Annotated in this window: 21 protein-coding genes; 10 read left to right on the top strand and 11 right to left on the bottom strand. The window is 71.4% G+C overall.

From position 1 onward, the window contains the following. Positions 1-407: 407 nt before the first annotated feature. The 4 genes from OG252_RS35195 (at position 408) to OG252_RS35180 (ending at position 4,299) form a co-directional block, all read left to right on the top strand. Positions 408-1,058 (top strand): class I SAM-dependent methyltransferase, encoded by a 651-nt coding sequence (locus tag OG252_RS35195; RefSeq protein ID WP_266440195.1) that lies wholly within the window; start codon positions 408-410, stop codon positions 1,056-1,058. A gap of 105 nt (positions 1,059-1,163) precedes the next feature. After that, entirely contained in the window at positions 1,164-2,147 is a 984-nt protein-coding gene (locus OG252_RS35190; protein ID WP_266440193.1) for an N-acetylmuramoyl-L-alanine amidase, read from the top strand. Positions 2,148-2,306: 159 nt separating this feature from the next. Beyond that, complete coding sequence (locus tag OG252_RS35185) at positions 2,307-3,161, top strand: DUF5336 domain-containing protein (protein WP_266440192.1); 855 nt, start codon at positions 2,307-2,309, stop codon at positions 3,159-3,161. Between the two features lie 127 nt (positions 3,162-3,288). Further along, a complete protein-coding gene (locus tag OG252_RS35180) occupies positions 3,289-4,299 on the top strand; it encodes an LLM class F420-dependent oxidoreductase (RefSeq protein WP_329341218.1) in 1,011 nt (336 codons plus the stop codon). Positions 4,300-4,313: 14 nt separating this feature from the next. Here the strand turns inward: OG252_RS35180 and OG252_RS35175 are convergent, their stop codons facing one another. Genes OG252_RS35175 through OG252_RS35165 form a run of 3 tightly spaced genes read right to left on the bottom strand, consistent with a single transcriptional unit; the run spans position 4,314 to position 7,832 of the window. Beyond that, the gene (locus tag OG252_RS35175; RefSeq protein ID WP_266440190.1) at positions 4,314-5,063 is read right to left on the bottom strand and encodes a hypothetical protein; all 750 of its coding nucleotides are present in this window, start codon (positions 5,061-5,063) and stop codon (positions 4,314-4,316) included. Then, a complete protein-coding gene (locus OG252_RS35170) occupies positions 5,050-6,600 on the bottom strand; it encodes a vWA domain-containing protein (protein WP_329341217.1) in 1,551 nt (516 codons plus the stop codon). Before OG252_RS35170 ends, OG252_RS35175 begins: the two co-directional genes overlap by 14 nt. A 20-nt stretch (positions 6,601-6,620) precedes the next feature. After that, on the bottom strand, positions 6,621-7,832 hold the full coding sequence (locus OG252_RS35165) for a hypothetical protein (protein WP_329341215.1): 1,212 nt from the start codon (positions 7,830-7,832) through the stop codon (positions 6,621-6,623). Between the two features lie 170 nt (positions 7,833-8,002). Between OG252_RS35165 and OG252_RS35160 the strand changes: the two genes are divergently transcribed. Beyond that, positions 8,003-8,296 carry a hypothetical protein gene (locus OG252_RS35160; RefSeq protein WP_266440185.1) on the top strand — a complete coding sequence of 98 codons (294 nt, stop codon included), beginning with the start codon at positions 8,003-8,005 and terminating at the stop codon, positions 8,294-8,296. Positions 8,297-8,592: 296 nt separating this feature from the next. Here OG252_RS35160 and OG252_RS35155 read toward each other — a convergent pair whose 3' ends face one another. The 3 genes from OG252_RS35155 to OG252_RS35145 are packed head-to-tail and all read right to left on the bottom strand — an operon-like array spanning position 8,593 to position 11,812. Next, positions 8,593-9,663, bottom strand: coding sequence for a prenyltransferase (locus OG252_RS35155; RefSeq protein ID WP_266440183.1), 1,071 nt, complete (start codon positions 9,661-9,663; stop codon positions 8,593-8,595). After that, positions 9,660-10,409: a class I SAM-dependent methyltransferase gene (locus tag OG252_RS35150; RefSeq protein ID WP_266440181.1), complete on the bottom strand. Its 750-nt coding sequence runs from the start codon at positions 10,407-10,409 to the stop codon at positions 9,660-9,662. Before OG252_RS35150 ends, OG252_RS35155 begins: the two co-directional genes overlap by 4 nt. Further along, positions 10,403-11,812, bottom strand: a complete 1,410-nt coding sequence (locus tag OG252_RS35145) for a glycosyltransferase family 4 protein (protein ID WP_266440179.1) — start codon at positions 11,810-11,812, stop codon at positions 10,403-10,405. Before OG252_RS35145 ends, OG252_RS35150 begins: the two co-directional genes overlap by 7 nt. A gap of 209 nt (positions 11,813-12,021) precedes the next feature. Between OG252_RS35145 and OG252_RS35140 the strand changes: the two genes are divergently transcribed. Next, positions 12,022-12,678, top strand: coding sequence for a TetR family transcriptional regulator (locus tag OG252_RS35140; protein ID WP_266440177.1), 657 nt, complete (start codon positions 12,022-12,024; stop codon positions 12,676-12,678). Between the two features lie 277 nt (positions 12,679-12,955). Here the strand turns inward: OG252_RS35140 and OG252_RS35135 are convergent, their stop codons facing one another. Genes OG252_RS35135 through OG252_RS35125 form a run of 3 tightly spaced genes read right to left on the bottom strand, consistent with a single transcriptional unit; the run spans position 12,956 to position 15,244 of the window. Beyond that, positions 12,956-13,492: a hypothetical protein gene (locus OG252_RS35135; RefSeq protein ID WP_329341211.1), complete on the bottom strand. Its 537-nt coding sequence runs from the start codon at positions 13,490-13,492 to the stop codon at positions 12,956-12,958. A gap of 54 nt (positions 13,493-13,546) precedes the next feature. Next, complete coding sequence (locus OG252_RS35130; RefSeq protein WP_266440174.1) at positions 13,547-13,780, bottom strand: ferredoxin; 234 nt, start codon at positions 13,778-13,780, stop codon at positions 13,547-13,549. 6 nt (positions 13,781-13,786) lie between these two features. Then, positions 13,787-15,244, bottom strand: coding sequence for an aldehyde dehydrogenase (locus OG252_RS35125; RefSeq protein WP_266440172.1), 1,458 nt, complete (start codon positions 15,242-15,244; stop codon positions 13,787-13,789). 418 nt (positions 15,245-15,662) lie between these two features. On the opposite strand from OG252_RS35125, the gene OG252_RS35120 reads away from it, so the two are divergent. The 3 genes from OG252_RS35120 (at position 15,663) to OG252_RS35110 (ending at position 17,969) form a co-directional block, all read left to right on the top strand. Beyond that, positions 15,663-16,688 carry an MBL fold metallo-hydrolase gene (locus tag OG252_RS35120; RefSeq protein ID WP_266440170.1) on the top strand — a complete coding sequence of 342 codons (1,026 nt, stop codon included), beginning with the start codon at positions 15,663-15,665 and terminating at the stop codon, positions 16,686-16,688. An 82-nt stretch (positions 16,689-16,770) separates the two neighbouring features. After that, the gene (locus tag OG252_RS35115) at positions 16,771-17,232 is read left to right on the top strand and encodes a nuclear transport factor 2 family protein (protein WP_329345257.1); all 462 of its coding nucleotides are present in this window, start codon (positions 16,771-16,773) and stop codon (positions 17,230-17,232) included. Between the two features lie 44 nt (positions 17,233-17,276). Further along, positions 17,277-17,969, top strand: a complete 693-nt coding sequence (locus OG252_RS35110) for a hypothetical protein (RefSeq protein ID WP_329341209.1) — start codon at positions 17,277-17,279, stop codon at positions 17,967-17,969. A gap of 246 nt (positions 17,970-18,215) precedes the next feature. Here the strand turns inward: OG252_RS35110 and OG252_RS35105 are convergent, their stop codons facing one another. Together OG252_RS35105 and OG252_RS35100 are read right to left on the bottom strand one after the other, a co-directional pair. Beyond that, positions 18,216-18,878 (bottom strand): response regulator, encoded by a 663-nt coding sequence (locus OG252_RS35105; RefSeq protein WP_266440166.1) that lies wholly within the window; start codon positions 18,876-18,878, stop codon positions 18,216-18,218. Continuing rightward, positions 18,853-20,025 (bottom strand): sensor histidine kinase, encoded by a 1,173-nt coding sequence (locus OG252_RS35100; RefSeq protein WP_266440164.1) that lies wholly within the window; start codon positions 20,023-20,025, stop codon positions 18,853-18,855. The genes OG252_RS35105 and OG252_RS35100 overlap by 26 nt, the downstream gene beginning before the upstream one ends. A gap of 174 nt (positions 20,026-20,199) precedes the next feature. Between OG252_RS35100 and OG252_RS35095 the strand changes: the two genes are divergently transcribed. Next, positions 20,200-22,470 carry an MMPL family transporter gene (locus tag OG252_RS35095; protein WP_329341206.1) on the top strand — a complete coding sequence of 757 codons (2,271 nt, stop codon included), beginning with the start codon at positions 20,200-20,202 and terminating at the stop codon, positions 22,468-22,470. The last annotated feature ends 59 nt before the right edge of the window (positions 22,471-22,529 follow it).

The raw sequence follows: 22,529 nt of genomic DNA, 5'->3' as shown, positions 1-22,529 counted from the left end.
ACGGACGCGGTGCACCACCGGATACCCGGCGCTGCCCAAGGAAGACGGGTCTCCGCCGAACCCCGCCCGACGCCCGCCTGCACTCACCCGAGCCCGCTCCCCTCGCCACACACAGCCGGGGGCACGCTGCACCACAGGACCTGGCGCTGCCAGGCGAGACGGTCTCCGCGTTGCGGCCCGCCTGCGCCCGCCCGACCCCGCCCCCGTCGCCACGCACGGCCGGGGGCACCCTGCACCACCGGACCCGGCGCTGCCAGGGAAGCCGGGCCTCGCCGAGCCCCGCCCGACGCCCGTCTGTCCCACCGCCCCCGCTCCCGCCCGAGCCCGAGCCCGCCCCCGTCACCCCCATGCCGGAGGCCGCGGTGCATCATGGGCGCCCAGACATTCGTACGACCGAAAGGCCCCCCATGCCCGCGGCCCCCAAGCCCGAGATCCTGGCCGCCTTCGAGGCTGCGAAGGGGTTCATGCCCGCCGGTGAAGGGCTCGCCCTGTACGCGGCTGCCGTCGAGGCCGGGCGGCTCGGGCTGCCGTTCCTGGAGGTCGGTACCTACTGCGGGCGGTCCGCGATCCTGCTCGCCGACGCGGCCCGTGAGGCGGGGGTCGTCGCGCTGACCGTCGACCACCACCGGGGCAGCGAGGAGCAGCAGCCGGGCTGGGAGTTCCACGACCCGGAGACGGTCGACCCGGAGATCGGCCTCATGGACACCCTGCCGACCTTCCGCCGCACCCTCCACCAGGCGGGCCTGGAGGAGCACATCGTGGCGCTGGTCGGCCGCTCGCCGCAGGTCGCGAAGGTCTGGGGATCGCCGCTCGCCCTGGTCTTCGTCGACGGCGGCCACACCGACGAGCACGCGAACGCCGACTACGAGGGCTGGGCGCCCCATGTCGCCGAGGGCGGCCTGCTCGTCATCCACGACGTGTTCCCCGACCCGGCGGACGAGTTCACCGGCCAGGCCCCGTACCGCGTATATCTGCGGGCCCTCGCCTCCGGCGCCTTCACGGAGGTCTCGGCGACGGACTCGCTGCGCGTGCTGCGGCGGACCGGCGCGGGGATCTGATCCCGGGACACCTCGTCACGGGATCCGATCGCTCGGCCGCGGCACGCCGCAGGGTCGCGCCGGGGCTCCCGGCGGAGCATGTAGCGGGACCGTAAGGTGGCTGTCGTGTCGTACGTAGGCCCGGACTTCGAACCCTCCCCGCCGCGCCGCCCCAGGCGCCGCCCCCTCACCGTCGCGCTCGCCGCGCTCGTGCCCGGCGCGTTGCTCGGATGGGTGGTGTACGAGGCGGTCGGCGGACCCGACGGAGGGTCGGCAGGGGCGGTCGGGACGCCCGTGTCGTCGCGCGCGCCCGCCTCCCCGACGGCATCCGAACCGACGGACTCCGGCAACGACGACGCCAAGCAGCCGAGCCCGACCCCCGCCACCACCGCGCCCGCCACCTCCTCACCCGGCACGTCCGTGCCCGCCGCATCCGGCCCTCTCAAGGGCAAGGTGATCGTCATCGACCCGGGCCACAACCCGGGCAACTTCCAGCACACGGCCGAGATCAACCGAAAGGTGAACATCGGCACGAACTGGAAGGAGTGCGACACAACGGGGACTTCCACCAACGCCGGTTACACGGAAGCCAAGTTCACGCTCGACGTCGCCCACCGGATGCGCACGCTGCTCCAAGCGCAGGGCGCCACGGTGAAGCTGACCCAGGACGGCGACCGGCCCTACGGCCCGTGCGTGGACGAGCGCGCCCGGATCGGCAACGCGGCGCACGCGGACGCCGTCGTCTCGGTCCACGCGGACGGTTCGGCGGCCGGCAATCGCGGCTTCCACGTCATCCTGCCGGGCAGCGTGCACGCGGGCGCCGCCGACACCCGCCCGATCGTCGCCCCCTCCCGCCGCCTCGGTGAGCGCATCGCGGGCAACTTCGTACGCGTCACGGGCAGCGCGCCCTCCAACTACATCGGAGACGGCACCGGACTGGACACCCGCACGGACCTGGGCGGTCTCAATCTGTCAACGGTTCCCAAGGTGTTCGTCGAGTGCGGCAACATGCGCGATAGCAAGGACGAGGCGCTGCTGACCAGTGGCGCCTGGCGGCAGAAGGCGGCGCAAGGGATCTCTGAGGGAATCGTGAGTTTCCTGCGCGGGTAGTGATCAGCGCGCTGATCCGGGCGGACACCCTGTTCCGGCGGACGATAGTGTCGTCCTTACGATGAGGGGCCACCCCCGCGCTTCACACCGGGGCCTGACGGCGACATGGTGACTGGCGACGCCTCTACCGACGACGAGACGACCTACGAAGGACCTGAAGTGAATATCCGCTCCCTCACTCGAGGCGACGGCGTGGTGATCGGAGCAGCGGTGTTGCTGTTCATCGCGTCGTTCCTCGACATCTACTCGGCCGACGGTGCCCCGGACAGCTACGACTTCCCCAACGCCTGGGGAAGCGCACCGGTCCTGATGGGCGTGGTGCTCGCGGGCGTCATCGGTGCCGCGCTCGTCGTCGTCTCCCGTGGCCTTCCGCAGGTGCCGAAGGTGGCCGGGCTCGACCTCGGCCAGTTCGGCGTGGCGTTCACGGTCTTCGCCGCATGGAGCGCACTGGGGAACATCTTCGACCCGACCAGCGCCCTGGACAACATGGAGGGCGCCGGCGACGGAATCGACGCGGGCATCGGCCTGATCCTCGCGCTCGTCGCGACCCTGCTCCTGGCCGCGGCCGCCGTCGCCACCCCGCTGGTCCCGGCCCTGCAGGCGGGACTCGTCCCCGCCCCCAAGCCGGCCGCCCCCCAGCCGTACGGCGCCCAGCAGCCCGGTGGTTACGGCTACCCCGGTGCCCCCGGCGCCCAGCAGCCGCAGCCGCCCTACGGCGGTCAGCCGCAGCCCGGGCAGCCCTTCGGCGCGCAGCCCCAGCAGCCCCAGCAGGCGCAGCCCCAGCCGCAGCAGGCCCAGGCCCAGCCGCCGGCCCCGGAGTTCTCGCCGTTCTGGTTCGCCGTGCCGGTGCCGCGTCCGCTGTTCGCGGAGGACGGTTCGCAGGCGCCGATCGCCGAACTCGCCCCCGGTACCTGGTACCTGGCGGTCGAGCAGCGCGGCGGTGCGCTGGTCGCGCAGACGCAGGACGGCCGTCGTGGCGTGCTGCAGGACACGTCGGGGATCCAGCGCGGCTGATCCCCGGTCTTCGACGTACGACAACGGCCCCTCGCCCTTCCGGGTGGGGGGCCGTTGTCGTACAGTCGCCACCCCCTCGTCACCACCCCCTCGTCCGACTTCACTGACGCTCCGTCAGGAGGCAGGTATGCGGCTCGGTCTCGCCCTCGGATACTGGGGCCGCGGCCCCGACCCGGATCATGTTCCGCTGGCGCAGGAGGCCGAGCGGCTCGGCTACGACTCCGTGTGGACCGCCGAGTCCTGGGGCTCGGACGTCTTCACCCCGCTCACCTGGATCGCCGCGCAGACCTCCCGTATCAGGCTCGGCACGGCGGTGGCCCAGATGGCGGCCCGCTCCCCGACCACGACGGCCATGCACGCCCTCACCCTGGACCACCTGTCCGGTGGCCGCGTGCTGCTCGGGCTCGGGCTCTCCGGTCCGCAGGTGGTCGAGGGCTGGTACGGCCGCCCGTTCCCGAAGTCGCCGCTGACGGCGACCCGCGAGTACGTCGATGTCGTACGGCAGGTGCTCAGGCGGGAGGCGCCGGTCGAGCTGGACGGCCGCTTCCACTCGCACCCCTACCGGGGCGCCGACGGGACCGGTCTCGGCAAGGCGCTCAAGCCCATCACGCACCCTCTGCGTCCCCGACTCCCGGTGCTGCTGGGCGCCGAGGGGCCGAAGAACGTGGCCCAGACGGTCCGGATCGCCGACGGCTGGCTGCCGCTGTACTGGTCGCCGAGCCGGCCCGAGGTGTACGGGGAGGCGGTGGCCGAGCTGCCGGACGGGTTCATGGTCGCGCCGATGGCACAGGTGAAGGTCTGCGACGACGTCGCCCAGGGCCTCCTCCCCGTCAAGGCGATGCTCGGTTTCTACATCGGCGGCATGGGGCACGCGGCCCGCAACTTCCACGCCGAGCTGATGGCGCGCATGGGGTACGAGGAGGAGGCCCGGCGGATCCAGGAACTGTTCCTGGCCGGCCGCCGGGAGGAGGCCGTGCTCGCCGTGCCGGACGCGTTCGCCGACGAGATCTCCCTCGTCGGACCGCGCGAACGCATCGCGGAGCGACTGGAGTTGTGGCGCAAGGGCCCGGTGACGGACCTGCTGGCGCTGGCGCCGGACCGGCACACGCTACGGGTGCTGGCCGAGCTCAACTCATAAGGTCTGTCCGGCGGTCAGCGGAAGATCGCGATCGCCTCCAGCGTCACCTCGCCGGTGTCCTGCCGCCAGCCCGTCATCTTGCCCAGGCAGCGGGCGGTGAAGGTGCCCTCCGGGATGGTCTCGCGGCGCAGGCCCTCGCGGGCGCCGACGACCCTGACGTACGGCGGTGTCTGCGGATCGGCGTACGCGGCGCGCAGCACGATGCCCTGCGAGGTGTCCGGGTCCATCAGGAAGCGGCCCCGCACCGACACGAACTCGTCGATGTCGCTCAGCGCGATCCGGGTGTCGCCGTCGAGGGCGTCGTTCAGGGCCCGGTTGGGCCGTACGTTGCCCGTGCGCAGGTCGGCGTGGACGATGGCGTCGGCCCGGTCGAGGGCCTCCATCAACATCCCTATGACGTTGATGGGTTCGTTCTTCTGGACGTACTTGGTGAACTTCTCCTGTGTGACGTCCTTGCCGGCCTTGACGGTCCACGGCATGACCTTCCCGAGGAAGCCGACACTGGTGTTGACGTTGGTGCGGTGCTCCACCGCCTGTTCGAGCGCCTCGCTGTAGTGGCTGACCTGGTAGAGGTCCATGACGGACTTCCCGTCCAGGTAGAAGCAGATGCTGTACGCCGTCTGGCGTGCCGCCGCTCGTCGGCGGGCCTCGCGCGCGTGGTGCAGCAGGACGGCGGCGAGCACCAGCAGGCCCGCGGCCGTCACCAGCCAGACCGTCATCCACGGCCACCACACGCTCCACCACAGTCCGTCAGTGACAGCCACGGATCTCCTTGAAGGCCTCGGAAAGGGACGAGTCGTCGGCGTCCACCATCCGCCCGCCGGTCTTCGCCGCCGCGCGCCGCAGTTCGCCCGCGTCGGCCTCGCCGAAGTGGACGGGGAAGGTGGGCACTTCGCGCGCCGCGTCGGGCAGCGCCTCGTAGTGTCGTACGAACTCCGTGTAGGGCAGGCCCGCGTTGTTCTCGCCGTCCGTCATCAGGACCACGGAGACGGAGCGGTCGGGGTCGGCGGTGAGGGCGTCGGCGGCGGTGCGGTAGCCGTGGTCGAGGGCGGACCAGACGGCGGTGTCGTCGCCGAAGCCGCCGCGGGCGACGGTGTCGGTGATCTTCCGCAGATCGGCCGGGCCCGCGACGGTGACGGTCCGCTCCTCCAGGACCCGGCCGGCGAACCGTACGACGGTGAGGCGTTCGCCCTGGTAGAACCGGGTGAACTTGCCCGTCGCCGAGGGGTCCGCGCCGCTGAGCCCGGCGAACGCGTCGCGCAGCGCGGCCATCCGGGCGCCGCGCATCGAACCGGAGAAGTCGAGGAGGAAGACGACCTGGCCGGCGGTGCGCCGGTCCGGGTCGCCGTAGTCCGCCAACAGGCGGTCGAGGACGGCCTGTTGGTCGGGGAAGTAGAGGGCGTTGCCGATCGGTGCGCGCAGCGGGGCGTCCCGGGGGACGGTGGGGCTGACCGGGCGGCGCAGCGTGCTGTGCATGATCTTCTCCTGTACGGCGTCGCGCCGCAGCCACTCGGCGACCTTGTCGTAGGCGGCGCGGCGGGACGGGTCGAGCAGGAGGAGGGGGAAGTCGGAGAGGACCATGCCGTCCTCGGGGCGGACGACGGTCAGTTTCTCCTTCAGCCGCCCCGAGGCGTTGAGAGCGAGCAGGTCGGACTCGTAGGCGATCAGCGCGTCGGCCCGGTCCTGGTGGGCGACGTAGGCGTCGACGAGGGCAGGCGAGGTGGCCGCGGTGAGGGTCTGGCCGGAGCGGAAGCCACGCAGCCGGTCGCAGGAGACGTCCTCGGTGCGCAGGGCGGCGCCGGTGCCGGCGGCGGCCGTGGCGACGCCGACCAGGGCGGCGAGCCCGCTGCCCGCGTTGCGGGGGTCGGCCATGCCGAAGCGGACCTCGCCCTGCGCGGCGGCGTCGGCGATGTCCGCCCAGGTGAGCCGGCCGCCGGGGACGCCCGCACGCAGGGCGCGGGCGGTGGCCGGGGCGAGGCCGATGACGACCGGGGACGTCATCGTCGGCGTCCGCTGCATCCCCTGCGCGGGCCGCTTGTCGCGCAGCCGCAGAGAGCGGTCGGAGGAGAGCCAGGCGAGGTCGTACCCCTCGCGTGACGCGGCGGGCCGGGTCTCCGCGTCGGCCCGGAGGTCGAGGTCGAGTTCGACGCCGGTCTCGTCCGCCAACTCGTCGAGGAGCGGGGCGAGTACGGCGAGGTCGGGGCCGGCGAGGACACGCAGCCGGACCCTTTCGCCGCCGTCGTCGCCGTCGCCGGTGCAGGCGGAGAGCAGGGTGGCCACCAGGGCCGTACAACACACCATCAGGAGCCCTGCTCTGCCCCTCACTGCGTGCCCTCGGAGGGCGGGCAGTCGCCGACGATCTGGATCATCCGCTCCAGCAGGGGCAGCCGTGGCAGTACGGCCTTGGTGTCGTCGGCGGAGGTGACGGGTGCCGGGATGTTCCGCTCGCCGAGGAAGTCGGCCAGTTGGTCGCCGGTCGCGTCACTGCCGGACTCACGCACCCGGAAGCCCAACTCCATGGCTCTTTGCTGGAGTTCGGGGTCGGTGGCGACGAGGTCGCCGAGCCGGTCGCCGTCCCGGGTGAGGGCGACGAGCTGGGGCTCGGTGACGAAGCGGGTGGACGGATAGAGCAGGACGCGTTCGGTGTCCGGGGTGCCGTGTTCCGCCTCGTACCGGATCTGGTGGGCCAGGAACTGGTGCTCGTAGATCACCGCGATCGGCGAGATGCCCTTGCCGTCGGCGGACAGGTAGGTCTCGGCCTTCTCCGAGGAGGGCAGGCCCTGTTCGACGAGGAGGGGTTTGATGCGGCGGGCGAGTTTCTCTGCCTCGGGCTCGGTGTCCGGGGCGTCGTTCTCGTACTCCACGAAGGCGACCAGGCCGAGGTAGGTGCCGGCGGAGTTGGCCTCGCAGATGTCGGAGGACTGGGCGAGGATCTTGTTGCCGTTGCGGACGCCCTGCCGGGAGATGCCGATGTCGTCCCAGCGCTGCCCCGCCTTGGTCAGGTCGAGGAAATTTCCCATGTCCAGGGTGTAGTAGAGGGGTTCGTCGCCCGAGCGGGGCTGGCGTTCGGCCACGCCCTTCTCCCGCAGGGCGTCCGCGTACTCGCGGTAGGTCGCGAGCACGATGGGGCTGACGAAGGGGCGGTACGTCGTCGCGGGGCGGTCGGCGGCCGCGCGCTCGCGGGTGATCAGGTCGGCGGCGGGCTGTCCGGACGGGAAGACGACGTCGTAGCCCTTGATGTCCTGGTTGGCGATCTCCCGGGACCCCATGCTGGTGATGTGCACCCGGAAGCCGTGCTTCAGCAGCAGCCGCTCGACCTCGGGGTCCTCGAAGAAGTCCCGCTTGGAGGCCATCTTGGCCTCGATGGTGACGACGTTCTGCAACGGCAGCATCAGATGCCCCGACGCCATCAGCAGCACCAGACCGACGACCGGGACGGGCAGCGCGACCGCCAGGGCTCTGCGCAGGCGGCCGCGGGTGGGTCTGGTGACGGCTAAACGAGGCTCAGGCGGAGCAGGTCTGTTCGCGGACACCGGCGTTCTCCCCCCAGGGTGGGCCAGGATCGTCGGTGACCGCCCTTACCCCCGAACGACCATAGGTCGAAGGCCAGTTGAACGAAAGAAGCGTGCACGATGAACACGTACGACCTGCCCTGTCAACCCCGTTCAGGTTTCATCGGGGATTGAGCGGCAACCCGATGGGCATGTCCCCTCGATATCGCAACGGTGCCAATCAGGCCGGCACGATCATCGCCGTCGTCGCCGACATCATGGCCCTCATCCTGGGCCTGTGGATCCTGATGTACCTGCTGGACGCGAACCGCGCGAACGACTTCGTGCAGTTCATCCACGACGTCGCCCGCTGGCTCGCCGGCTGGTCCCACGACCTGTTCACGTTCGACGAACAGTGGGCACGGGTCGTCGCCGGCTACGGCCTCGCAGCAGTCGTCTACCTCTTCGTCGGCCACGCCATCGCCAACCGCGTACACCGGCACTGAGCCCGCACCCAACAACCACGCCCCGGCCGACCCACCGAGCAACCGGGGCAGCAGCCCCCAACGAGCCCTCCGCCCGCCACGCCATCGCCCACCCGCTCACCGGCCGGTCCCAGGCCCCCGGGGCCTGGGGGCACCCCCAGAAAACACGGCACGTTCGACGAACAGTGGGCACGGGTCGTCGCAGGCTACGGCCTCGCAGCAGTCGTCCACCTCTTCGTCGGCCACGCCATCGCCAACCGCGTACACCGGCACTGAGGAGTAGCCCGCGCGGAGAAGCAGACCGCACTGAGAAGTCCTCAGCCGCAGCAGTCCGGGTCGAGGCCGTTCGGTAGGTGGTCGCCGCTGAAGATTCTGCAGGTTGCCTCGTGGCCGCCGAGGGCGGCGACCGCGAGGAGGAGGGAGCCGGCCGTCCAACTGGTCAGTTCTCGGGGCCAGATGGCCTTGTCCTTGAAGACGTAGCCCGTCCAGTACAGGCCGGTCTCCGAGTCCCGTAGGTGCTGTATCGACTGGAGGATCTCCAGCGCGCGGTCGGACTCGCCCATCACCCAGAGGGTGAGGGCGAGTTCGGCCGACTCGCCGCCCGTGACCCATGGGTTGGGCACGACGCAGCGCACTCCCAGGCCGGGGACGACGAAGCGCTCCCAGTCCGCCTCCAGGCGGGACTTGGCCTCCGTGCCGGTGAGCGCGCCGCCCAGCACCGGGTAGTACCAGTCCATCGAGTAGCGGTCCTTGTCGAGGAACCGCTCCGGGTGGCGGCGGATCGCGTGCCGCAGCGCTCCTGCCGCCAACTCCCAGTCCGGCTGCGGCTCTTCGCGCTGCTCGGCGATCGCGAGCGCGCAGCGCAGCGCGTGGTGGATCGAGGAGGAGCCGGTCAGCAGCGCGTCCGCGGTGTCCGTACCGTCGTCCTCGCGCTTCCAGCCGATCTGCCCGCCCGGCTGCTGCAGTTGGAGGACGAACTCGATGGCCGCGTAGACGGTGGGCCACATGCTGTCGAGGAAGGTGTCGTCGCCGGTGGAGAGGTAGTGGTGCCAGACGCCGACGGCTATGTAGGCGACGAAGTTCGTCTCCCGGCCCCGGTCGCTGACGTCGTCGAAGGCCCCGTCGGCGTATGCCGCGTACCAGGAGCCGTCCGCGTTCTGGTGTCGGGCCAGCCACGTGTACGCCCGCTCGGCGGCCTCGTGCTCGCCCGCCGCGTCCAGCGCCATCGCGGCCTCGGTGTGGTCCCACGGGTCCAGGTGGTGCCCGCGGAACCACGGGATCGCCCCGTCCTCCCGCTGCACGGAGAGGATGCCGGCGACGGTCGCGGCGGCCTCCTCGGCGGTGAGGACCCCGGGCAAAACGAGGTGTTCTGTCCGGGGGGTGGTCACTTGGCGGCCACCTCGGTCCCGGCGAGACCCGGCAGGTGGGGCTTGGTCGCGTACGCCACGAAGCTCTTGCCGATCAGCGGGTTCAGCGCCTGCTCGGCGACCCGGGTCGCGAGTGGCTTCTTCATGATGTCCCAGACCAGCAGCTTGTGGTACGCCCGCACCGGCAGCGCCTTGTCGTTGTCGACGCCGAACGCGCACTTGAGCCACCAGTACGGCGAGTGCAGCGCGTGGGCGTGGTGGGTGCCGTACGGCCTGAGGCCGGCCTCGCGGATCCTGGCGAGGAGTTCCTCCGCCTTGTAGATGCGGATGTGGCCGCCCTCGACCTCGTGGTAGGCGTCGGAGAGCGTCCAGCAGACCTTCTCGGGGCCGTAGCGCGGGACGGTGATCGCTATCCGGCCGCCGGGCCTCAACACCCGTACCATCTCGGCGAGTACGCCCTTGTCGTCCGGGATGTGCTCCATCACCTCGGAGATGATGACGACGTCGAAGGACTCGTCGGGGAAGGGCAGCGCCAGGGCGTCGCCCTCCATCGCCGTCGCGGTGGCGCCCTCCGGTGCCTCCCCGGCCTCCTTCATCGCCGCGAACCACTTGGCGACCTCGCGGATCTCCTCGCCGTTCTGGTCGAGGGCCACCACCCGGGCACCCCGCCGATAGCACTCGAACGCGTGCCGGCCGGCGCCGCAGCCGAGGTCCAGGACGCGGTCGCCCGGGGCGAGCGGGAACCGGGAGAAGTCGACGGTCAGCACGTGGCCCTGCTTTCGCGATCGGATACAACGTCGGCTACTTCTGGGGCCGCTGAGCGGCCGGGAGGCGTGGTGGCGGAGCGGGGAGCGGCTTCGCCGGCGTCGGGGACGGCCATGGCCTCCCGGTAGCGGGCCACCGTGCCCTCGGCCGCGCGGGCCCAGGTGAAGCGGGCCAGTACGCGCTCGCGGCCGGCCGCGCCGAGCCGGGCGCGCAGGTCCGGGTCGGACAGCAGGCGGCTGAGGCCTGCGGCCAGCGCCTCGGAGTCTCCCGGCGGTACGGCGAGGCAGGTCTCCCCGTCCCGGCCGGCGACCTCGGGGATCGCGCCGCCGGTCGTGGCCAGCAGCGGGGTGCCCGTCGCCATGGCTTCGGCCGCCGGGAGCGAGAAGCCCTCGTACAGCGACGGCACGCACGCGACCTCCGCCGAGCGCACCAGGTCGACCAGTTCGGCGTCCGTGATGCCCTTGACGAACTCGACGGCACCCTGGAGGCCGTACCGCTCGACGGCCTGGGCGACGGGGCCCTCCTCGGGCCGCTTGCCGACGACGACGAGGTGGGCGTCCGGGCGCTCGGTGCGTATCTTCGCCAGCGCCTCGACGAGGAAGACCAGGCCCTTGAGCGGCACGTCGGCGCTGGACGTCGTCACGATCCGGCCCGGCACGACGGGCACCGAGGGATCCGGCGAGAACAGGTCCGTGTCGGCGCCGATGTGGACGACGTGGATGCGGTCGTCGCGTACGCCGAGATCGTCGACGATCTCCTGGCGGGAGGTGGCGGAGACGGTGAGGACCGACGAGAGGCGGCGCGCCACCCGCTTCTGCATGCGCGTGAAGCCGTACCAGCGGCGTACGGAGAACCTGCGCCGCACACCCTGTGCCGCGTCCAGCTCCAACCGGCGGTCCACGGTGATGGGGTGGTGGATCGTGGTGATCAGCGGGGCGCCGATGTCGCCCAACAGGCCGTATCCGAGCGTCTGGTTGTCGTGGACGACGTCGAACTCGCCGCGCCGGGCGCGCAGATGGCGGCGGGCGCGGAGCGAGAAGGTGAGCGGCTCGGGGAAGCCGCCGGTCCACATCGTCCCGACTTCGAGGGCGTCGATCCAGTCGCGGTACTCGCCGGACTTCGGGGTGCGAAAGGGATCGGGGTGGCGGTACAGGTCCAGGCTGGGCAGCTCGGTGAGGCTCAGGCGCTCGTCGTGGCCCTCGTCGAGGACGGGATAGGGCTGGGAACCGATGACCTCGACGGTGTGGCCGAGGCGGGCCAGCTCGCGCGAGAGGTGTCGTACGTAGACGCCCTGTCCCCCGCAGAACGGGTTCCCTTTGTATGTGAGGAGTGCGATGCGGAGCGGTCGCTCGCCGTCGGTGGCCGGTCCCTCCGAGGGCCCCGCCTGACTGGCCTCAGCGGTCACTCTGGGCCCCCTTCTGCCTGCACTGTCCCGCGAGATTACGCCGGGACGCTAATCTAGAACAAGTTTCAGACTTGATCGTTCAGGAGGCTCTGAATCTACCGGCAGGTAGGAGCACGGTGAGCAGTGGATCAGGTGATTCACGCCACGACCGGCGCCCCTGTCATGCTGTGTGATCACTTGCCCTCACCGACTGTCACGGAACGGGACCCATGCCTGCGGAAGCCAAGGTGGACAAGGTGGCCAAGGTGGATGCCAGTACCCCGCGGTCCGACTCGCCGCCGCTCACCGAGCGGCAGGAGGCGCGGCGTCGGCGCATCCTGCACGCGAGCGCCCAACTGGCCAGCCGGGGCGGTTTCGACGCGGTGCAGATGCGGGAGGTCGCGGAGTCCTCGCAGGTCGCGCTCGGCACGCTGTACCGCTACTTCCCGTCCAAGATCCATCTGCTGGTCGCCACGATGCAGGATCAGCTGGAACACATGCACGGCACGCTGCGCAAGAAGCCGCCGACCGGCGAGACGGCGGCGGAGCGGGTGGCTCAGACGCTGATGCGGGCCTTCCGCGCGCTGCAGCGGGAGCCGCATCTGGCGGACGCGATGGTCCGCGCGCTCACGTTCGCGGACCGCAGTGTGTCCCCCGAGGTCGACCAGGTGTCCCGCCAGACCACGGTGATCATCCTGGACGCGATGGGGCTGGAGAATCCGACGCCGGAGCAGCTGTCCGCGGTCCGGGTCATCGAGCACACCTGGCACTCGGCGCTGATCACCTGGCTGTCGGGCCGGGCCTCGATCGCCCAGGTGAAGATCGACATCGAGACGGTGTGCCGGCTGATCGCCCTGACGGACCCGGCGAACGACAGCCGGGGCTAGGACGCGAAGAACTCACGCGAAGAACCTGGACTCACGCGAAGAACCTACGAGACGGGTTCCCTTCGCCGGTATTACCCGGATCAGGTGCTGGGGGTCGCCTTCCGGCCCGACTACTGCCTTCCGGCCTCTCAGCCCGACCGTCGACGTCGGCCACTGGCGGATGCCGAAGCGTCACGCCACAGTCGGCTACTCCGGTCGAACTCCCTCACTCGTCCCGTAGGCCACTTCCTAGAATAGAACTTTTATCCGGGGACAGAACCCCCTGAACCATGATTTTTCAGGACGCTGGAGTAGCGGCCGCCGCACCGCAGTCCCGTCCGAGGCCGGAGAGGTACAGGCCGCTGAACGCCTCGGCGCCCGCCGCCCCTCCGGGGGGCTGGGCAGCCGCGACCTGTTCCTTCGTCATCGCTCCCGCCAGGACGATGAGGGACCAGCTCGCCTTCTCCAGCGTCCAGCCCTCGCCCGCGGGATCCGCGGTCTGCATCAGCTCGTGCCACCCGCGGCCCTTCAGCTCGGCAACGAGTGTGGCGACGGCCTTCCTGTCCGGCTTCGCGTGGGTCCGCACCTCGGCGAACACCGAGCAGCGGCCCGCGCCCGGAGCACCCGTGTCGTCGACGAACCGCGGCCGCCCGAAGTCCCCGGCGGCGGCCGCCGCCCGGATGTCCCCCCGCACCGCGGCCAGGGTCACCGTGACCCCGGCCGGTCCGCCGCTCCCCTCGGGCTCCTCGGCCGCGCCCCCGCTTCCCCCGCCGCCGCACGCCGTCAGCACCACCGCCGCCACACACGCGACCACGGCCGCCCCCACCCCACGCATCGCTCTCCCACCTCGTCACGTCCCGAACGTGAGGCGGAGTGTCGCACGGAACCCCTACTCCTCCGGAGGAAATACCGGCTCCCCGCTCCCCAGCAGCGTGATCATGATCGCCTCGACGGGGCAGCCCTCCGCCGCCGCGAGGATCTTCTCGTTGGCGTCGGTCTCGGGGTCGACGGGGTGGGACTGGCGGCCCGTGTCGAGGCGGAAGCCGTCCGGGGCGAGGTGGACGCACTGGGCGGAGCCGATGCACAGGGAGCGGTCGACCTCGATCTGCCAGCGGTCGCCCATGGTCTCTCAGCCCTCCCAGCCCGCCGGCAGGTGGATCATCTTGTGCTCGAGGTACTCGCCGTAGCCCTCCGGCCCGAACTCCCGCCCCAGGCCGGAGTCCTTGTAGCCGCCGAAGGGGCCGAGCATGTCGAGGCTGAAGGTGTTCACCGAGTACGTGCCGGTACGGACCTGGCGGGCGACCTCGATGCCGTGGCCGACGTCGGCCGTCCACACGCTGCCGCTGAGCCCGTAGTCGGAGTCGTTCGCGATCTTCACGGCCTCGGACTCGTCGCCGTACGGGAGCAGGCAGATGACCGGGCCGAAGATCTCCTCGCGGGCGATGCGCATGGAGTTGTCGACGTCGCCGAAGAGAGTCGGCTCGACGTACCAGCCGCGGTCCAGGCCCGGCGGACGCCCGCCGCCGGTGAGGATCTTCGCGCCCTCCTCCTGGCCGATGCGGATGTAGTCGAGGTTGCGCTGCTGCTGCCGCTTCGCCACCAGCGGGCCCACCTGGGTCGCCGGGTCCAGCGGGTCGCCGACCACCAGCGCGCCGGCCGCCGCCGCGAAGGCCTCGGCGAACTCGTCGTAGCGCGCCCGCGGCAGCAGGATGCGGGTCTGGGCCACGCACGCCTGCCCGTTGTTCATCCAGGCCGCCGGGACGATTCCGGCGACCGCCGTCTCCACGTCCGCGTCCGGCAGCACCACCGCCGCCGACTTGCCGCCCAGCTCCAGCGTCACGCGGGTCAGGTTGCGCGCGGCGACCTCCATCACGCGCTTGCCGGCCGCCACCGAGCCGGTGAAGGAGACCTTGTCCACGCCCGGGTGCCCGACCAGGTACTCACTGACCTCGCGGTCCGCCGGCAGGATGGACAGGACGCCCTCCGGCAGCCCGGCCTCGCGGGCGATGTCGGCGAGGATGTACGCGTCCAGCGGCGACTCCGGCGACGGCTTCAGCACCACCGTGCAGCCGGTGAGCAGCGCGGGGGCGAGCTTGGCCGCGGCGACGAACTGCGGGACGTTCCAGGGGACCACGGCCGCGACGACCCCGACCGGCTCGCGCCGCACGAGGATCCGGCCCAGCACTCCGTCGCGCGTCTCCTCGTAGGTGAAGTTCCGCGCGACCGTGATCGCCGCGTCCCACACCATCATCGCGCCGAGCGCCTGCGCGAGGACGCTCCAGGAGTACGGCGACCCGTTCTCGGACGAGATCACGCGGGCGATCTCCTCGTGCCGTACGGCGATCGCGTCCTTGATCCGTCCGACCACCTCGATCCGCTCGTCGAGGGTCGTCCGCGGCCAGGGCCCCTCGTCGAACGCCTTCCGCGCCGCGGCGACCGCCCGGTCCACGTCGCCCGTCGAGGCGTGCGGCACGCGCCCGATGACCTGCTCGGTGTGCGGCGAGATCACCTCGATGACGTCCTTGCCCAGGGGGTCGGTCAACTCCCCGCCGATGAACAGCTGTCCGTGTTCCACGAGCTCGGTCATGGCGACTGCCTCCCCGGAGCGACTGCGTCTCTGACGGTTCATCAGATACGGCCACTGATACCAGGTCCGCCTGGAGGAGTCCACGGGCCGCACACCACTGCGCACATCACTCCGCGGCCACTTCGCCTTACGGTGATCAAGCCGGATAGAGGACACGGGAGATGGCGAGCGGCCATGAGCACAGACGTACCCGGGCGCTCTGCGTGACGTCCAAGACGCTGTTCGCCTGCGGCGCCGCATGGATGGTCTCGGCGGCGGGACTTCGATCCTTCGCAGGGGTGGGCGACCGGCATCTCGGCGGGTTCGGCCTCGCGGATCCGTTCCGGGGTCCAGTGCTGGACCCGGACTGTTGGTGACCTCGGGCTCCCATCGAAACGCGTTCTAGTTATAGTGGCCGGACACGGCGATTGGGGAGCCCATGACGCAGGTGTACGACCACGGCGGCGGCGTTCGCTCCCTCCAGGTCCCCATCCCGGACAATCCCCTCGGCCACACCCTCGTGTACGTCGTCGACACCGACCGCGGACCGGTGCTGATCGACACCGGCTGGGACGACCCGGCCTCCTGGGACGCCCTCGCCGAGGGCCTGACGGCGTGCGGCACCTCGCCGGAGGAGATCCACGGTGTCGTGATCACCCATCACCACCCCGACCACCACGGCCTGTCCGGCCAGGTGCGGGAGGCGTCCGGCGCCTGGATCGCGATGCACGAGGCGGACGGCGCGATCGTACGGCGGGCCCGCTCGACGCGCCCCGAACGCTGGCTCACCTACATGAGCGCCAAGCTCGCAGCCGCCGGCGCCCCCGAGGACCACCTGGCACCGCTGCGCGCCGCCCGCCCCCGCTCCGTCCCCGGCCTGGCCCCCGCCCTGCCCGACCGCGAGATCGTCCCCGGCGAACTCCTCGCCCTCCCCGGCCGCCGCCTGCGCGCGATCTGGACGCCGGGCCACACTCCAGGCCATGTCTGCCTGCACCTGGAAGAGGCGCACCCCGGCCGTCTCCCGGGCCACGGCCGCCTGTTCTCCGGCGACCACCTGCTTCCCGAGATCACCCCACACATCGGCCTGTACGAGGACCCGGACGACGCCACCGTCACCGACCCCCTCGGCGACTACCTCGACTCCCTGGAACGCGTCGGCCGCCTCGCCCCCGCCGAGGTGCTCCCCGCCCACCAGCACGCCTTCACCGACGCGGCCTCCCGCGTACGGGAGTTGCTCACCCACCACGAGGACCGCCTCACCGGCCTGCTCACCCTCCTCACCGAGCCCCTCACGCCCTGGCAGCTCGCCGAACGCATGGAGTGGAACCGCCCCTGGGCGCAGATCCCGTACGGCTCGCGGAACATCGCCGTCTCGGAGGCGGAGGCCCATCTGCGGCGACTGGTGAAGCTGGGGCGGGCGGAGGCGGTGGCCGGGAGCGAGCCGGTGACGTACGTGGCGGTGTAAATACGCGGCGGCGTACATGCGTGGCGGCGTAAAGCGGTCGCCCTCACCGGCCACCACTGGTACCAACAACCCCATGGATCCCATGGATCCCATCGACCGCCTCCTCGCCGAACGCGCCTGCGAGCACCTGATCATCGGCTTCGTCCACCGGCTCGACCTCGGCGAACCCGGCTCCGTCGCCGAGCTGTTCACCGAGGACGGCAGCTGGGAGTGGCCGGCCGGCGATCGTCTGGTCAAGGGCCGGAACGCACTGCGCCGGTACTTCGCCTCCCGTCCCGCCGACCGCCTCTCGCGCCGCCTGATGTCCAACATCCTCGTGACCGTGACCTCGCCGGACACGGCGACGGCGACCTCGTACTTCACGACGTACCGCATCGACGGCCACGACGGCGGCACGACCCCGGTCCCGTCCGGCCCGCCGGTCCAGGTCGGCCACTACGAGGACGTCTTCCACCGCCGCCCCGACGGCACTTGGCTGCTCTTCGCCCGCGTCCTCCACCTCCCCTTCGGCGGCCCGACCCCGCACGCGAGTTCGATAGCATGAACGGCCAGGATCCGGGGGGACGTGTGCGAAGAGGATCAACTGTCGTGACGGCTGCGCTCGCCTGCCTGGCGACCGGTGCCGCCGTCGCCGGCTGCTCAGGAGGCTCCTCCGGAGAGGAACCCTCCGCCGAACAGCTGCTGGACGACGCGAACGACACGATGACGGCTCTCAAGTCGGTGACCGTGGACGGGAAGACCACCACCGTGGCCACCGGCGAGGGCTTCTCCAGCCGTCTGACGACCGACCTGAAGGGCACGTGCAGGTACAAGGTGACCTGGAGCACGGGTGCGAGCCTCGAACAGATCCGGATCGGCGAGTCGGACTACGTCCGCCCGAACCGCGCCTATCTGGAGCGGGCCGGCCAGGACGTGACCATCGCGGGGGAACAGAAGCGCTGGGTCAAGTCACCGGCCCGCGAGGCGGGATGGGACACCGAGAACGCCGGACTCGCCAACTGCACCAGGGAGTTCGCCTCCTTCGGCAAGGCGACGAAGGGCGAACGCACCGAGGTCGACGGCAGGCAGGCGATCGCGTTGACGGTGACCGACAAGGCGGACAAGGGCGGCACCTACACGTTCTACGTCGCCACCAAGGGCAAGCCGTACCTTCTCAAGGTCGCCTACAAGGGCACCGAGTACCGGAGCACCACCTCGTTCAGCGCCTTCGACGCCCCCTTGGGCGTGCGGCCTCCGGCCGAGACCGACGTGCTGGACGCCGGCCGCGCGTCCGGCGACTAGGCCGCGTATCGAGTCGTGATCATCGGGTGGTCCTGGTGAGGTCTTTGATCCAGATCATCGAGGCGTGCAGGTGGAGACTGGCGAGGTAGCTGTCGGGAGTCTTGTCGTATCGGGTGTCTCACCGTCCCAGTTCTGGCTTCCTGGTACGTCACGCTCTGGGGCGGGTGAGGCACGTGGAGCCGACGTGAGCCGACCGGTGCACTGACGTCCGGGCGAGGACTCATGGGACATGGCCCGGCACCCGGCTCAGGTTCCGGGGAGGATACGGCGCGTTTCGTAGGCCCACATCGCGATCTCGACCCGGTTGCGGGCGCCGAGTTTGGCCATCAGGCTGGCCAGATGCGTCTTCACCGTGCTGAGGCTGATGTGCAGTGCATCGGCGATCTCGGTGTTGGTCAGCCCGCGAGCGACGGCGAGGAGCACCTGCTCCTCGCGGGCGGTGACGGGGGAGACCGGCTGGGCCACGGGCCGGCCGGCGGGCAGGTCCGCGAATGTCTGGAGCAGACGGACGGTGACGCTGGGGGCAATGAGCGCCTCACCGTCGGACGCCGACCGTACGGCCTGCGCCAGAAGGTCTGGTCCCGTGTCTTTGAGGAGGAATCCGCGGGCGCCGGCACGCAGTGAGCCGTAGACGTACTCGTCGAGGTCGAACGTGGTGATGACGACCACGGCCAGCGGGTCGGCGACGCCAGGGCCGGCGACCAGCCGGGTGGCCTCGAGCCCGTCGAGTACGGGCATGCGGATGTCGAACAGGCAGACGTCGGGGCGTAGTTCGCGGGCCAGACGTACGGCTTCCCGCCCGTCGGCGGCCTCGCCGACCACCTCGATGCCGGGCTGGGCGTTCAGCATGATCCGCAACCCGGTGCGGATGATCGTCTGGTCGTCAGCGACGAGGACGCGAATGGGCACCGCTCTCGCTCCTCGCTCTCGGCAGTTCGGCTTCGACATGCCAGCCCCGGTCGGTACCCGGGCCGGCTCGTAGTGTGCCGCCGAGCAGGGTCGCGCGCTCGCGCAGTCCGGTAAGTCCGTATCCGTCGCGACCCCGGCCGGTGCGCCGGCCGTTGTCGCGCACGCTCACCCGTACCGTGTGCCGTTCCGCGGCGACCCGAACGACGAGCTCGGTCGCGTCGACCGCATGGCGCAGCGCGTTGGTCACCGACTCCTGCACGATGCGGTAGACGGCCGCGTCCACGGCCGGGGGCAGCGCGTCCAGTTCGCCGTCGAGCCCCAGGTCGACCCTGAGGCGGCCACCCGGGGTGCGCACCAGGCGCTCCAGATCCGCGACTCCGGCAGGGGGCGCCAGCTCGGCGCCGACCCCTCGGTCGCGCAGCGCGGCGACCATGGCGCGCATTTCCTCCAGCGTGCGCGCCCCTTCCTCCTCGACCTCCTCCAGCGCCTTGACGGCGGCGGACGGGTCGGCGCCCGCGAGCACCCCGCCCGCCTGGGCGATGATCACCATGGCCGACACGTGGTGGGCCACCGTGTCGTGCAGTTCCCGGGCGAGCTGCTCGCGCTCGCGGGAGCGCACCTGCTCCACCTGCCGCTCGCGAGCGGTCACCCGGAACCGCACGGCAGCCCCGACCACGCCGGGCAGCAGCAGGAAGACGATGCCCATGACGTTCTCGACGACCGGCGTCTCGTCCGTGACGGAACACAGCGCGCCGGCCGCGAGGATCACCGCGCCGCCCAGCACGATCTCGCGTCCCGATCCCCACCGGGGCAGCGCGTACACCAGCACGAGCACGACCGCGCCGGTGTTCAGGCCGACGGGCTCGCCTGGTGCGGCGACGAGCGAGGCCACCTGAAGCAGGATCACCGAGCCGAACGCCAGCGTCACCATCGCCAGCGGGCGGGTCCGGCGCCACAGGGGCAGCAGGCACAGCCATACGGCGAACACCACCGCCACCGGCCGCCACACGACGTTCTCGCGCAGGGTGGCCTCCAGCGCCACACCGGCAAGGCCCGCGGCGAGCAGCGCCCAGTCCCGCCGCACCCGGGCGGGCGCGTCGGGCGGCCGGGGTTCGGTCCACAGGGTTCGCAGGTCGTCTCGGAGCACGTTCTCAGCCTAGGGACCGCGGCGTGCCGCGCATCGGCCGAAAGGACGGGTCGTCACTCCACCCCGGGGCCGACGGATCCGCGGCTCGCGGGCCGATGCCGCGGAGCGCCGTGGCGACGAGCCTCGGCATCGGCGGCCGTACAAGGACGGCCGACGAGGTGGTTGGAGGACCCGATGCTCTCGAAAGCCCTGTTGCGCGTGGGCGCAAGCGCCGCCCGCCATCCCTGGCGGGTGATCGCGGCATGGCTGGTCGCCGCCACGCTCGCCGTCCTCGCCGCCGTCGCCTTCGGCGGGCGGACCGCGGACTCGATGACCGCTCCGGGACTGGACTCCCAACGGGCCGCGGAACTGATCGAGCGGGCCGGCACCGGCCAGGAGGGGATGACCGCCCAAGTGGTCGTCACCCCCCTCGACGGCGCTGCGACGTTCTTCGACCACGACAGCGCGCGCACCGCTCTCACGCGGCTGCAGACCGAGGTGAAGCGGCTGCCGCACGTGCTCGGCACGAGCGACCCGGCGGGGGCACTCGACGCACGCGGGGACACCACCGTGCGCGGCGGCCTTGTCTCGGCCGACGGGCGGATCGCAGTCGTCCGGGTGCAGTACCCCGACCAGAGCCGGCTGTCGGCCGAAGACCTCGACGCCCTCGTCGATCTCGGCGACCGACTGCGCGCCGAACTGCCCCTGCGCATCGAGATGGGCGGGAACCTCTTCTACGCCTTCTCCGACCCCGACGGCGGCGCGAGCGAGCTGATCGGCCTCCTCGCCGCGGCCGCGATCCTGTTCCTGGCGTTCGGTTCGCTCGTCGCCGCCGCGCTGCCGATCGGCATGGCGGTCTTCGGACTGACCGTCGGGGTCGCCACGATGACGGTACTGGCGGGGGTCACGGACGTCCCCACCTTCGCACCGGTCCTGGGCAGCATGGTCGGGCTCGGAGTGGGCATCGACTACGCGCTGTTCGTGCTCGCCAGGCACCGGGAGTACCTCGCGTGCGGGCTCGATCCGCAGGCGGCGGCCGGGCGAGCGGTGGCAACGGCGGGGCGGCCGGTGGTCTTCGCCGGCGGCACCGTCGTCGTGTCGATCCTCGGCCTGGCGGTCGCGAACGTGCCGTTCATGACGGTGGGCGGGGTTGCCGTCTCGATCGTCGTCCTGACGATGGTGCTCGCGTCGGTGACGCTGCTGCCGGCCTTCCTCGGCGCGGCGGGCCCTCGCCTGGCCCGGGCCGGCCGGATCGGCCGGGCTCTGCAGACCAGGAAGCCGGCCCGACTCGCACGGCGGCGGGACTCGGCGGCAGGCGCCGCCCCCGCCGCCGGGTGGCGTCGCTGGATCGGGCATGTCAGCCGGCACCCGGTGCCGTACGCGATCGGCGCGGCGGGGCTGCTGCTGACCGCGACGCTGCCCGTGCTCGGCCTGCGCGTCGGCCTGCCCGACGACGGCTCACTGCCCCACAGTCGTACCGAGCGCCGGGCCTACGACCTCGTCGCCGAGGGGTTCGGCCCGGGCACCAACGGTCCCCTCGTCATCGCCGCGGACCCCGCCCGTGATCCGGGAGTGCTGGACCGACTCGTCGGGGCGGTCGCGGCGGATCCGGGCATCGCATCCGTCGCGCCGACGCACATCGATCGGACCACCGGCATCGCGACCCTCGTGGTGTTCCCGACCACCAGCCCTCAGGACAAGGCCACGGCCGACACCATCGCCCGGCTGCGCACCGACGTGCTGCCCACGGCGATCGGGCACGGCCCGGCCAGGGCCCACGTCGGCGGCGCCGCCGCGAGCCTGTCCGACGTGGGCCAACGCACCAGCCAACGCCTGCCGGTGATCGTCGCCGCCGTGCTGGCGATGTCGTTCCTGCTGCTGATGCTGGTCTTCCGCTCGATACTCGTACCGCTCAAGGCGGTACTGCTGAATCTGCTGAGCATCGGCGCGGCCTACGGCATCATGGTCGCGGTCTTCCAGTGGGGCTGGGGAGGCGCACTCATCGGGCTGGAAGCGACGGTTCCGATCGTGTCGTTCATCCCGACGTTCCTCTTCGCCATCCTGTTCGGCCTGTCGATGGACTACGAGGTGTTCCTCCTCTCCCGCGTACGCGAGGAGTACCTGCGCACCGGCGACAACGGCACGGCGATCGTTGAGGGCATCTCGGGCACCGCCCGGATCATCACCTCGGCCGCCCTCATCATGGTGGCGGTCTTCCTGTCCTTCGCCGTCGCCGAGGACCCCTCCACCAAAATGTTCGGGCTCGGCCTGGCCACCGCGATCTTCATCGACGCCACGGTCGTACGCATGGTGCTGGTACCGGCGACCATGACACTCCTCGGCCGGACCAACTGGTGGCTGCCGAAGTGGCTGGACCGGATGCTTCCCCGCGGCCCGGTCGGCACCGACGACACCGACGCGGAATCCACGGGTGAGGCCCCGCGTCCACGGCTGGTTGACCGTTGACTCAACTCCTGCCCGCCCCTTGGCGTCCGGCACCTCAGCGCGTCACCCAGGGGCATATC

Source organism: Streptomyces sp. NBC_01352, assembly GCF_036237295.1.
Classification (GTDB): Bacteria; Actinomycetota; Actinomycetes; order Streptomycetales; family Streptomycetaceae; genus Streptomyces; species Streptomyces plumbiresistens.
Note: the sequence above shows the minus strand (reverse complement) of the source record. Positions and strands in the feature narration are given on the sequence as shown.

Coding starts and splice junctions, on each gene's coding strand:
- OG252_RS35195 (WP_266440195.1), top strand. CDS start 408: ATGCCCGCGGCCCCCAAGCCCGAGATCCTGGCCGCCTTCGAGGCTGCG.
- OG252_RS35180 (WP_329341218.1), top strand. CDS start 3,289: ATGCGGCTCGGTCTCGCCCTCGGATACTGGGGCCGCGGCCCCGACCCG.
- OG252_RS35170 (WP_329341217.1), bottom strand. CDS start 6,600: ATGGTGTGTTGTACGGCCCTGGTGGCCACCCTGCTCTCCGCCTGCACC.
- OG252_RS35160 (WP_266440185.1), top strand. CDS start 8,003: ATGTCCCCTCGATATCGCAACGGTGCCAATCAGGCCGGCACGATCATC.
- OG252_RS35140 (WP_266440177.1), top strand. CDS start 12,022: ATGCCTGCGGAAGCCAAGGTGGACAAGGTGGCCAAGGTGGATGCCAGT.
- OG252_RS35135 (WP_329341211.1), bottom strand. CDS start 13,492: ATGCGTGGGGTGGGGGCGGCCGTGGTCGCGTGTGTGGCGGCGGTGGTG.
- OG252_RS35130 (WP_266440174.1), bottom strand. CDS start 13,780: ATGGGCGACCGCTGGCAGATCGAGGTCGACCGCTCCCTGTGCATCGGC.
- OG252_RS35125 (WP_266440172.1), bottom strand. CDS start 15,244: ATGACCGAGCTCGTGGAACACGGACAGCTGTTCATCGGCGGGGAGTTG.
- OG252_RS35120 (WP_266440170.1), top strand. CDS start 15,663: ATGACGCAGGTGTACGACCACGGCGGCGGCGTTCGCTCCCTCCAGGTC.
- OG252_RS35115 (WP_329345257.1), top strand. CDS start 16,771: ATGGATCCCATCGACCGCCTCCTCGCCGAACGCGCCTGCGAGCACCTG.
- OG252_RS35095 (WP_329341206.1), top strand. CDS start 20,200: ATGCTCTCGAAAGCCCTGTTGCGCGTGGGCGCAAGCGCCGCCCGCCAT.